Origin of the sequence: Rhodococcus sp. IEGM 1330 (genome assembly GCF_033142445.1) — a bacterium.
Classification (GTDB): Bacteria; Actinomycetota; Actinomycetes; order Mycobacteriales; family Mycobacteriaceae; genus Rhodococcoides.
Window position 1 is genome coordinate 16,955 of sequence record NZ_JAWLSB010000008.1, and the last position, 12,049, is coordinate 29,003.

At 65.6% G+C, this 12,049-nt stretch carries 8 protein-coding genes; 3 read left to right on the forward strand and 5 right to left on the reverse strand.

All coding sequences use genetic code 11. From position 1 onward, the window contains the following. Window positions 1-15: 15 nt before the first annotated feature. Genes recD through recC form a run of 3 tightly spaced genes read right to left on the reverse strand, consistent with a single transcriptional unit; the run spans window position 16 to window position 8,488 of the window. Window positions 16-1,878: an exodeoxyribonuclease V subunit alpha gene (gene recD / locus R4P57_RS18420; protein WP_317804264.1), complete on the reverse strand. Its 1,863-nt coding sequence runs from the start codon at window positions 1,876-1,878 to the stop codon at window positions 16-18. Further along, window positions 1,875-5,216, reverse strand: coding sequence for a UvrD-helicase domain-containing protein (locus R4P57_RS18425; RefSeq protein ID WP_317804265.1), 3,342 nt, complete (start codon window positions 5,214-5,216; stop codon window positions 1,875-1,877). The genes recD and R4P57_RS18425 overlap by 4 nt, the downstream gene beginning before the upstream one ends. Then, complete coding sequence (recC, locus tag R4P57_RS18430; RefSeq protein ID WP_317804266.1) at window positions 5,213-8,488, reverse strand: exodeoxyribonuclease V subunit gamma; 3,276 nt, start codon at window positions 8,486-8,488, stop codon at window positions 5,213-5,215. The genes R4P57_RS18425 and recC overlap by 4 nt, the downstream gene beginning before the upstream one ends. A 146-nt stretch (window positions 8,489-8,634) precedes the next feature. Here recC and R4P57_RS18435 point away from each other — a divergent pair, with 146 nt between their 5' ends. Beyond that, on the forward strand, window positions 8,635-8,985 hold the full coding sequence (locus R4P57_RS18435; protein ID WP_317804267.1) for a VOC family protein: 351 nt from the start codon (window positions 8,635-8,637) through the stop codon (window positions 8,983-8,985). Window positions 8,986-9,157: 172 nt separating this feature from the next. Beyond that, window positions 9,158-9,859 (forward strand): excalibur calcium-binding domain-containing protein, encoded by a 702-nt coding sequence (locus R4P57_RS18440; RefSeq protein WP_317804268.1) that lies wholly within the window; start codon window positions 9,158-9,160, stop codon window positions 9,857-9,859. 6 nt (window positions 9,860-9,865) lie between these two features. Here R4P57_RS18440 and R4P57_RS18445 read toward each other — a convergent pair whose 3' ends face one another. Both R4P57_RS18445 and R4P57_RS18450 read right to left on the reverse strand, forming a co-directional pair. Next, window positions 9,866-10,375 (reverse strand): O-acetyl-ADP-ribose deacetylase, encoded by a 510-nt coding sequence (locus R4P57_RS18445; RefSeq protein WP_317804269.1) that lies wholly within the window; start codon window positions 10,373-10,375, stop codon window positions 9,866-9,868. Then, window positions 10,372-11,298, reverse strand: a complete 927-nt coding sequence (locus R4P57_RS18450; protein WP_317804270.1) for an ADP-ribosylglycohydrolase family protein — start codon at window positions 11,296-11,298, stop codon at window positions 10,372-10,374. The genes R4P57_RS18445 and R4P57_RS18450 overlap by 4 nt, the downstream gene beginning before the upstream one ends. A gap of 61 nt (window positions 11,299-11,359) precedes the next feature. Between R4P57_RS18450 and R4P57_RS18455 the strand changes: the two genes are divergently transcribed. Beyond that, a complete protein-coding gene (locus R4P57_RS18455) occupies window positions 11,360-12,034 on the forward strand; it encodes an NrtR DNA-binding winged helix domain-containing protein (protein WP_317804272.1) in 675 nt (224 codons plus the stop codon). The last annotated feature ends 15 nt before the right edge of the window (window positions 12,035-12,049 follow it).

Below are 12,049 nucleotides of genomic sequence, written 5' to 3' on the forward strand. Positions count from 1 at the left end.
ACAGGATCTGACGAACTACAGGATCTTTCGGCGCAGGCCGCTCGCCCGCAGCACCTGACGTTCAACGCCTGCGCGGATGGCCTCCTCGGTACCGATCACCCGTACGTGCGATCGTGCGCGGGTGATGGCGGTGTACAGCAGTTCTCGGGTCAACAGTGTCGATGCCTCGGCGGGCAGCAGAACCGAGACGGTGTCGTACTGACTGCCTTGACTTCGGTGAATCGTCATTGCGTACACGGTGTGCACCGAGGAGAGCACATTCGGGTGAATCAAGACGTGGCCACGACCTCGGGCAAACGCCGCCATCGGAGTTCCGTTGTCTCCCAACACCACAACACCGGTGTCCCCGTTGTAGATCCTCGCCTCGTGGTCGTTGGCCGTCACCAGCAACGGCTGCCCGGGGTACCAGAGCGAGGGGTCGAGAAACGTTCCGCTTCCTTCTCCTACCCACTCCATCGCCTGCCGGTCCCACCGCGAGACCCCCCATCGACCCTCACGGTGCGCGCACAGGAGGCGATGTTTCTCGAGCCCGAGCAGTGCTGCGGTGGCATCTCCGCGTACCGCGGCGGCGGTGACCTCGGCTGCGGTGTCGATCACGTCCGAACGCAGCGCGTCGACGTCGTCGGGGCCCTGGAACGAAATCTCCTCCGCACCGGACTCGAGCAACGCCATCACCTCGTCGCCCCGGCCGTCCCTCACGGCCACGGCCAAGCGAGCGATGGCTCCGCCGAACCGTCGACCACGACTGAGCCGAACGACGCCGCCGCGAAGTCGGTCTCGCTCGAACGCGCTCAGAGCCGCTTCTGCGGGATCCTCGGCTGCGGCGAAGTCCTCGTCGACGACCTGCGCCAGAACCGGGTTCTCGGTGCCGGTGACCGGCCTGGCCACCAGATCTGAAAGCACCGCGCCTGCGTCGACCGACGTCAGCTGATCCGGGTCGCCGACGAGAATCAACCGAGACTCGGGACGCACGGCTTCGAGCAGCCGACACATCATCGTCAGAGACACCATCGAAGTTTCGTCGACGACGATGACGTCGTACGGCAGCCGGTTCTCGGCGTCGTGTCGAAACCTCGTCTTGCTGCCGGGCTTCCATCCGAGCAGTCGGTGCAGCGTCATTGCTTTGAGGTCCGCAGGAAGTCCGAGGAGCCCGGCTTGTTCCGACACGGACTCCTGCAGTCGGGCTGCGGCCTTGCCGGTGGGTGCAGCCAGCCCGATGCGCAGATCGCTCCCGTGTTCGCGGACGAGGAGCGCCAGAATTCTCGCCACGGTGTGGGTCTTTCCGGTTCCCGGTCCGCCGGCAATGACCGTGGTCCATTGCGTCGCCGCCAGAGCCGCCGCTATTCGCTGTCGATCGGGAGCGGCCGTCGGTGCGCCCGATTCGTCCACGAACAGCGCAGCCAAGGCGTCGCTGACCTCGACGGCATCGGCGGCCGGGTGGGTTTGCGAACGCACGTCGAGGAGATCTCGAACGGTGCTCTCCTGCAAATGGTATCGGTCCAGGTACAGCAGCTCACCCTGATCGGTGTCGACCAGTTTCAGCGGCCTCAACGGTCCATTCGAACTGCCGAGCACCAGTGGACTCACCCTCAGCGCTCGGAGCACGTCGTCGAGTTCGGGCCACGGAAGTGCGCTCGGATCGACGTCCGAATCCTCGTCGACGGTGACGTCTCGCAGTCGTCGCAGATCCAGGCACACCGAGCCGGATCGCACCGAGCGCACCGTCAGAGCAGTGGCGAGCAGTACGTGCTCCGACGACTCCCCGGCCAGGGCACCGAGGCGCAACGCCACGTGCACGTCGGATGCCGACAGCACACCCACGTCGTTGAACGTGCGCAGGATTCCACTGCCGCGCAGCGCAATCGAGACTCCGGTCATCGAATCACCTTCCCCGCGAGCAGGTCCGACAGCTCGACCACCAGAGCTGCGGGCGGATTCCAGTCGAACACCCCGCACCCGTCGGGGGTCTGCGGTCCGACCATGCCCCGCACGAACAGGTATCGGATGCCGCCGAGGTGTAGGTGTGGGTCGTAATTCGATTGACGCCATCGCAGATATCGATGCAGCGCAACGGCATACAGGATTGCCTGCAGCGGATAGTGCGAGCGGATCATTTCCTGGGCCATCTTCTCGCGCGTGAAGTTGCCGGTGGTCAGCTCACCTCTGGCGATTCGATTCGTCTTGTAGTCCACCACGACGTACCGCGGTCCTGACACGCGCAGAACCGAGTCGATACTTCCGGTGAGGAACCCGCGAAGTGGTGTCGCCTCCAGCTCGTCGAGCAGATCTGCATAGGACGCGAGCACGTCCGCCGGATCGAGGTGGTGACGCAACAGGCGCGCCACGGACTTCAACGTGACCGTGTCCGCCACCGGATCGTTTCCGCCGGCCAAGGGCAGCTCGAAGTCGAGCTCGGCCAGATGGTCCGACGACGCTACGTCTGCCAGCGTCCCGAATCCCAACGGTGTGTGCATCACCGGTAGTAGGGCTTGGGCCAACGCCACCGGATCGACCTCCGCCATCCGCGACGCGACCGCCGCAGCGCAGCGACGTTCGAGTTCCGCGAGCAGATCGGGTGCGGACGTGTCGACGTGTTCGAGCGCCTCGTGGACGAGCGTTCCGAACGCCGCGCCGGCAGGCATGCCGTTCATCGGTGACGCGATTCCGTCCAGCTGTTCGTCGATGTACTCGCTTCCTGGGTATTCACCGCCCACCGACGTTTCGGCAGGCTCGTCCGTCTTCTCGGGATGCTCGGCCTCGCTGGTCACTCCTACCTCGGGCTGGACGGGTGCGGCGTCGTGAGCGTGAGCTGTCAACGCGGAGTACGACGTCCGACGCCACAGGAGGTCGAGGGTTCGATCGAATCGTGCGGCAGCGACGTCGAGGTGCGGTTGCTCGGGACGAATCCAGTGTGCGGTGGACGGCTCACCGGGCCCCACCGGTTCGACGGAGACGAGGCCGGCTGCCGACCCGACCCAGGATTGGAGCCGGTTCGCGGTCGTCGCGTCGTCGAGAACCTTGTACGACGGCTCCGGCAGAGCAATTCCGGGGATGCGCCCGAACAGCATGCGGTGCAGCGAGGACGTCGCGGTGTTTCGGCCCGGCGCCCACCACAGCACGATCCGGCACTCGGCGCGGGTGAGACCGACGTAGAGCAATCGCAGTTCCTCGCCTGCCTCCTCCTGGTCGTTGAGAATCTTCCTGGCCGCGTAGCCCGTTCCGGACGGTCCGCCGACGTCTCGGATTCGCGTGCCGTTCTCGTGCAGCAACAGCGTCGACGGCTTGCTGAAGTACAACGTGTCCCACGCGTAGGGCAGATAGACGACCGGGAATTCGAGCCCTTTGCTGCCGTGTGTCGTCATGATCTGCACTGCTGCGGAATCACTGTCGAGTCGACGACTGCGGTCGGTCGACCCGCCCGCAGCCGGTTCCTTGATGCGGTCGGTCAGCCAGCGAGTCAGAGCGGTGATTCCGTAGGACTCCGATACCGCTGCGCGATTCAGCAATTGGGCGATGTGCCGCAGATCGGTCATCGTGCGCTCACCGGCTTCGACCGCGAGCAACCGGGCATCGAGTCCTGACTGGGCCGACACCCGCTCGAAGACTGCCGCGAACCCGGCCTCGTCGAACAGCACCGAATACTCACGCAGCCGACTGCTGACCTGGGACAGCGCGTCCTCGGCCCCGGAGTCGAGCTGCGCGGCGGTCCACCCGAGCAGCGGAGTCAAGGCGGCCAGGCGTACGCGGTCGGTGCGATGAGGTTGCTCGATCGCCTGCAGCAACCACAGCCAGTGTCGGGCACTCTCGGTGCCGAACACGCTGGTGCTGCTCGACACGACGGACGGCACCCCGACCGCGTCGAGTGCGTCCCGAATCAACGCCACCTGCTTGGTCGTTCGGGTCAACACGGCAATGTCTCGCGGTTCGATCACCCGAGGGCCGTCGGGTCGCTCGATCACGGCATGTCCGGACAATAGCTCGACGATGTCCGCCGCAACGTCTGCCGCAACCCGGGATCGGAGTCGGTCGACTGCCGGGAAACCCTGCCGCAGTGGACCAGCGCCGGTTCGAGGGAGATAGCGCAACCGCAAGGGAGAATGGCCGACCATGCGCGAGAGAGGGCTTCGAGCCTCGACTCGGTGCACCACGATGTCGTCGTGCCCGAGGGCTGCGCCGCCGTACAGATGATGCAGGGCATCGAGCAGCCCCGAATCACTTCGCCAATTGGCAGTGAGCTCGTAGAGATGGTCCGCGGTCTGCACCGCGTCGAGGTAACTCAGTACCTCGGCTCCGCGAAACGCGTAGATGGCCTGCTTCGGATCGCCGACGAGGATGAGCGTCGTGAAGCCGTGAAACGCCCGCCGCAGAATGTCCCATTGCATGGGGTCGGTGTCCTGGAACTCGTCGATCAGCACGACGCGGAATCGGTCTCGCACTCGCGCGCAGGCGGCCTCGCCGTGGACGGGGTCGGACAACACCGAATGCAGAAGTCCCAGAAGATCGTTGTAGTCACGCACCCCGAGCAGGCGTTTGCGACGTTCGATCTCCCGGCGCGCTTCCCGGGCGAACCGCACACGTAGTGCGGGCTCGCGGTTGTCGTCGTCCAGGTCCTCGGTGTCGGGATACAGAATCGACTGCTGGTCACCCACAGCTGCCAACGCCAACTGCTGAGCATCCCGCCTGCTGAATGCCGGTGCCTCGTCGTCACCGCTGAACATCTGCAGATACAGGTCGTCCACGACCTGTTCGAGCAGGTCCGAGACCGATTCTACGAAGGCCGATTCCGGTTCGCGCTCGCCTGCGATGCCGAGCCCGTCGAGCATGCGCTGACAGAAACTGTGAGTGGTGACGATGGTTCCGGCGTCGAAATCCGACAATGCCCTACGCAACCGTCGACGCCGCCGGTCCACTTCGGCGTCGTCGACTTCTGCCAGAAACGCCACGAGTGGATCCCCAGATGAACGAGCGGCGTCCGGGTCTGCCAGGTCCCGGGCGATCGACGCGAACCTGCTACGGGTGCGATCACGGAGTTCCTGGGTCGCGGCCCGACTGAACGTCACCAGGAGCAGGTCCGAGATCTCGGCGATCCCTTCGGCGATGTAGCGCGCGGCCAACCCCACGATCGCGTACGTCTTGCCGGTCCCGGCGCTGGCTTCGAGCACGGTCGTTCCGGTCGGCATCGGACCGAGCAGGTCGAATCCGTGGGCGGCAGTCATGCGTTCCCCATGTTCTCGGCGGTGAGCAACGGGTCCCACAGTTTTCGAGCGAGAATCCCGAAGCGGCTCTTCTCGTTCGACGGCTCGGTCTCGTCGGCGAGCGGGGCCGCGGCGAGCAATGTCTGGAACGACAGGGTCGACCCATGCACGTACCGCAACGATCGATCGGTCCCGTCGCCGAAGTCGCCCCGCCAAGCCCACGTGGCCGAGTCGTAGCCGTCCTCGATGGATCCGCCACCGAACCGCTTCTCCGCGTACGCCGACGCGGTACCGGTCGATATCGGCAGCGGCGCGGTCATTCCACGATCACGCAAGTCCACCAACTCCCGCAGGACCGCGACGGGGTCACGCGGGGCGCTCAACCGAGAGCGACGAGGCGGGCGCATCCCGCTCGCGCGGCCGATGGTGACGGCGCTCCACTCCCCTGCCTCCGATACCGCTACTGCCAGCAAACGCACCCACGCGGCCAGTCGATGCTTGGCGGCCAGGCGCGAGTACGAGGAGCGCGCCAGCGTGCGGCCGTGAATTCCGGTGACGGTGCCGGTCAGGCGGCGTCCGCCGCCGAGATCGACCGCGACGTCGATCGTCTCGGCCGGACCCTCGTGGAAGGGGGCGGCCGCGTCGGCGATGATTCCGACGATTTGCCGGATGTCGGACATCTCCCGGCGGCCCTGGTGGAACGGCGGGAGGGTGCCGCGCCGCCACTCGGCGTCGGCGAATTCTCCGATGTCCCCACCGGCGAGCACTGCGGCGAGCATCCGATCACCGATGTTCCACCGGGACAACGGATCGAGCTCGATGTCCAGGCTGTCTGCCAGGTCGTCCTCGAGCTCCGGAACGCGGAAGCCGAGCCGTTGCCGCAGAAAGGCCTGGACCGGATTCTCGACGAAGGCGATGAGTTCGGCGAGTTCGACGTCCCCGCGATCGGCCGTAGGGAGCGCGTGGGGCAGAAACGGTGCCACTGGATCGGGCGTCCGTTGCTGGGACACCGCTCCGGCCAGGGCAACCGTGTCGAAGCTGAACGGGTGCTCGGCTTCGAAGTTGTGCGGATCGAACGGCTGCAGCGGATGCCGATGTTCGACGCTTCCGCCCGCCGTCACCTCGAGCACGTCCATCAACTCGCGCAGCGGGATCGCGGGCGGCTTGGCCGACCCGTCGACGGGGTCTGCTCCGGTGTAGAACAAGAGCAGCTTTTCCTCGGCCGACATCACCGCGTCGAGGAGCAGTTGCCGATCCTCACTGCGTATGTCTCGTTCGCCGACGGCCGGATCACGGGCGAGGATGTCGTCTCCGTCGGTACTGCCCACTCGGGGGAACACCTCGTCGTCGAGTCCGAGCAGCACCACCACTCGGTGCGGCACCGAGCGCATCGGCACCATGGTGCACACGGTCAGCTCGCCGGTACGGAAGTTCGCTCGGGTGGGTCGACCGGCCAGTCTGCCGGCCAGCATGGCACGCACGTCCGCGAGACGTAGCTCGGCGGTGCAGCCGTGTTCGGTGGCGTCGGAGATCTCGCGATGTGCTTGTGCCAGTTGCCATTCGTCGGCGGTGGGCACGTCGGCAAGGAGATCGAGTGCGCGTCCCAGCTGCCGCGTCCATTCGGTCACCGATGCCGGACCGGCCAGTGCGCGGAGCACCGAGGCGAGCCGGTCCACCAGTTCGGCGAAGCGGCCTGCGAGGGTGATGTCGTTGCTGTCGACATCGTCGAGAGGTAGTGCGAGGTCGAGGTATTCGTTCCGAGTCTCGTCCGCGGCAACTCCCAGCAGGATGCGATCGAGCGCCGATTTGAAGGTGTTCTGTCGAAAACCGTTCAAGCCATATGCTTCTCGTTGCCGAACGGTCAATCCCCAACGAGCACCGGAGCTCGTCACCCACTCGCGCAGGCGCTCGAGGTCGTCGTCGGTGAACGAGAACTTCTCCCGTACCGGACCACTCGCGGCGAAGTCCAGCAGCTCGCTCGCCGTCACCCGGCCCTCCGAGAAATCCAGCACTGTGGCGATGACGTCGAGGACGGGGTTGGTGCGACGCAGGCCCCGATCGGCCAGGCGCACACGCAACCGGTGTCCAGGATGCACCAGCGCCGCCTGCCCGAAGTTCGCGCGGATCAGCGGCGCATAGGTCTCGACATCCGGGCACATCACCAGTACGTCCCGTGGTTCGAGCGTCGGGTCGCCGGTGAACAGATGCAGCAACGATTCGCGCAGCACTTCGACTTGCCGAGCCGGTCCGTGGCAGGCGTGAATCTGCACCGATCCGTCCACGAACGTTGTGCCGTCGTCGAATTCGGCAGATGGAGGCGAATCGGCGGTGATGTCCGCTTGGATTCGGCCGAGCAGGGTGTCAGCTGTTTCCGGGCCCTCGTGATGCACGGTGTGCGTCGCCACCGACGCGATGGTGGCCTGGAGTTCTCGCACGTCTCGCGACAGGCCGGCCAGCAGTGGGTGCTCGACGGCCAGAGCTGTCGTGTCGTCTCGTCGACGCGTCACCGCCGGAATCTCGGCGAGGGTGAGCCACATCGACGGGCTGGGATGCGGAACCCAGATGTGCACGTCGCGCGCCTGCGACACTGCACTCAGTATCTCGAGCTGATCGGTTGTCAGCCGGGTAGGACCGAACACCGACAACCGGCTCGGTAGGTCCACCGACTCCGGTGCGTCCCGGAGTCGTGCGCAGGTCTGCGGCAGTCGTTCGGCTGGGCTCGGGCTGCCGATCCGCTCGCGCATCGCGGCCCACACTCGCGGTTGCCACAGTAGGTCCTCGTCGAGATCGCCGCCGTGGCCGTCGGTGAAACGCCCGTCGAACCAGTCGCGCAGCATCTGGGGACGTTGAGATCCGTAGGTGCGGAACAGTTCTGCCACATGCGAAGCCGTCGACCAGCGGCGGCCCACCCGATGATCCTCGGAACCTGCACCGAGGTGCTTGAACAGCACCGCCGCCCAGGGTTCGGTGCGACACTCGTCGATCACCTCCAGCGCGGTCCAGAGAACCCGGCCCGGAGCCCAGGGATCGTCGTCGGGGTCGATGTCGTCGACCGCAGAAATGGCGCGCGATACCAACCGCGCAGGGCTCGGGAAGTTGATGTTCGCTGCGATACCGTCGCCATCCGATCCGCCCAGTGTGCTCGACAGTCGCTGCGTGAGCCACCGCTCGACGCCTTTCGCCGGGACCGACACGATCTCGGGTACGAACGGATCGTCCAACGGCACGGACAGGATGTCGGCCAGTGCAGCCGCGAGTGTTCCGGCGCGTTCGGCGCGGTGGAGCGTCAACACCGTTGCGGTCCCCTGCCTGCTCGTATCGGTGCCCGATTTCGGGCTCGTGACGACCCTACTCGAGCCACCGACAGATTCTGCGCGATGAGTCGGGCCGTCGGATCCGGTCCATATCTGCGCAACCGAACGATACGAAGGAGAACGCGATGATCGAACATGTACTTGCCGTGGTGGCGGTGCGCGATATCGACTCGGCACGAGAGTGGTACGAGAAGCTGTTCGACCGCCTACCCGACAACACTCCGATGGCGAGTCTGGTGGAGTGGCGACTGGCTTCCGCTGCGTGGCTGCAAGTGACCCTAGATCCCGAGCGGGCAGGCTCGTCCTTGTTCAACGTTGCCGTCGAGGACATCGAGGTGTTCGTCGATACCGCTCGTTCCCGCGGCATCGACTTCGCCGACATCGTCGACGCGAACAAGGGAGTCAGACTGTCGACGGTCTCCGATCCCGACGGCAATTCCATCACTGCGATCGGCGGCTTTCGCGAGCACTACTGATCGAGCGATTGGCGTTCTCACACGGAATGTAACGACGAACCCCGTCGATGCGACATGGTGAACGGAAATGCGACCGACCGGTTCGAACAGAACGAGACGGTTGCTTCCGGTCTCGCGGGTGACATCTCGGCCGCGACATCGACGCCTCTCGCGACCCGAACGGACCCTCGACATGACCAGCGCCTACCCGCCCCCCTTTCAGCGACCGGCACCCGAGCCACAGACGCCTCGCCGCCCCCTGTTCGGGAAGGTATTCGCATGGGCCGCAATTGTTTTCGGTGCATTCTTTCTGATCGGGGCAGTGTTCTCGTTCGAGCTCGGCGCGCTACTCGTCGGCGCGTTGCTGGTCGGCGCGTTGCTGGTCGGCAGCGGAGTCATGTACCTGCGCTCGTCACCCGCGCGGGGTCGCAAGGTCTGGGCAGTACCTGCCATCGCTGTCCTCCCGGCACTGTTCGTCATGGGCCTGACCACCACGACCGAACCCGAGACCACGACCGCCATCGCACCGGTCGCGGCCGTGCCTGCGTTGCCCACCGTCACGACGACCACCGCGCCGCCGACGACAACCACACCGGCCCCGACAACAACGACCGCGGCTCCGACGACCGAAACCGTCGCCGCCGTCGTCGAGATACCGACGACAACGGAATACATCCCGCTGCCCGAGCCCGAACCTGTGTATATCCCCGAGCCGGTCTACACACCCGAGCCCGTCTACACCGCCCCCGCGCCGTTGGCCGCAGTGCCTTCCGCTGTCTCGTACGCCAATTGCGATGCGGTCCGTGCGGCGGGCGCAGCCCCGATCTACGCCGGGGATCCGGGGTACAGCACCAAGCTGGACCGCGACGAAGATGGCGTCGGCTGCGAGAACTGACCACAGTCAACCCACCGATCGCCGCGTCAGGTTCGCGGCTTCGCGGGAGTAGGCGACCAGCATGACGAGGTCAACCGACGGCCGGGCAGCTTTGACTGCCACGACCTGTTGGGTGACTACATCCTGCATCGGCCATCCGTAGGATCCGCCGGAAATCAAGGGAAATGCGATGGATTTCAGATTCATCGACGCGGCCAGCGCCAGACTTCGGGCGTAGCAGAGTCGCAGCAGCTCCGATCTGTCCTCGTGCGGGGAAAAGCGCGGGCCAACGGTGTGGATGACACAGCAGGCTCGAAGTCGGCCCGCGGTGGTGGCGACGGCTGCGCCGATGTCGAGGCCGTGGGGCAGGGTGGTGGCCCGCAGCGCCTTGCATTCTGCGAGGACGTCCGGCCCACCGGCTCGGTGGATGGCACCGTCCACTCCTCCGCCGCCGAGCAATCGCGTATTGGCGGCATTGACGATCGCATCTGCGGCCACGTCCGTGATGTCGCCCTGGACGACGTCGATGATCGTCATGAAAGTTCCTTCACTGCAATGATGTTCGAGGTGATTCGGTCGAGATCGTCGGCGCGCAACCCGGGGTAGCCGTGGACGATGTCGCGCCATTCGCTCGGCACCGCCGATGCGCCCCAACGCGCTCCGAGGAGTCCTCCGGCTATGGCCGCCGTGGTGTCGGTATCGCCGCCTGCGCGGACACACAGTTCGAGAGCGGCAGACAGGGGCCGCTCCGCGTCGGCAGATCGATGGATTGCCCACCACGCCGTCTGCAGAGCGTGGACCACCCAGCCATTGTTCGGGAAGTCGGACGGCTGCCCCATCTGCGCCTGATGGAGCAGGGGCTGCCAGAACTCACGGACATCGGCCCCGGCCTCGTTCAAGAAATCGGTCACGCCGTCGTAGGTAGAGTTCAGAACCGCGTATCGAATTGCGTGACTCCACATTTGGCACGCTTGACCGGCGCGGGGATCGGAATGGGTGAGGGCACTGATCCGTGCCGCTGCATCTCGACATCCAGCCGGGTCGTCGAGGTAGGCCAGGGCAATCGGTGCCGTTCGCATCAGTGATCCGTTGCCGCCGGTTCTACCTGTCAACGACGCTGCCGCCGCAGTCATGTCGGCACCATTGCGTGTCGGCTGCGAGAGCACCAGCCGAGTCTGGTTTCCCACGTCCGGTGGGTTCTGGTCGAACCAGGCGCGAAAGTGCTCGGCGATCTCGTCCACGTCACCGCCCTGCTCGAGTGCGCGCGCGACGCAGAGCGCCATCGAGGTGTCGTCGGTCCATTCGCCCGGGGCCCAGTCGAATGCACCGCCGCCGATCATGGCGATGGTCGTCTCGGACGTGGGATATCCGAATTCGTATCCTGCGCCCAACGCGTCGCCCACCGCGGTTCCGAGCAGAACGCCTCGCGCCCGATCGTGCTGCATAGCGGTCAGTTCCATGAGTCCCCCTTAGATCGATATTGCGCTAACTATAGATCAGATTCGCGCTAAGATGCAAGGCATGACGTGGCGAGACCGAGACGGCAATACTCTGACCGACTATCCACGCCCCTCCGTAGCCGTCGATGTCGCAGTACTGACCGTCCGCGAACGGCGACTGCACGTCGTCGTCGTTCCGTCGGAGCGCGGCCCCGCGTTGCCGGGCACGTTCCTGCGACCGTCGGAGACTCTCGCCGACGCGGCAGACCGCGCGTTGAGAACGAAGGCAGGCCTGATCGATCTCACTTTTCATCAGCTGAGGATGTTCGACGGCCCCGACCGCGACGACCGCGGATGGGTACTGTCGATGGCGCACAGCGCAGCGATATCGGCTCGATCACTCCCTCCCACAACCGAATCGATGTCGATCGACGGCTCCAGACCGGTGTCACCACTGGCCTTCGACCACGGCAACATGGTGACCGAGGCAGTTCTCGACCTCCGTGATCGCTACGCGCGTGAGGTCGATCCCGCACTGTTGACGGACGCGGAATTCACCCTTCTCGAACTCCGCGAGCTGTACGAGATCGTGTTCGATCGCCCGCTGCCGAAAGACACGTTCCGACGCCACGTCATCGGCTCACTGGACGGGACAGGCGCAACCTCGACCGCGGGCGGTGGCCGCCCCGCAGAGCTGTATCGCCGTGCAGCGAATCCGGCTCTTCCTGCGTCTGCGGGCTCGTTCCTTCTTCGCTGAGGGCATGGATCGACG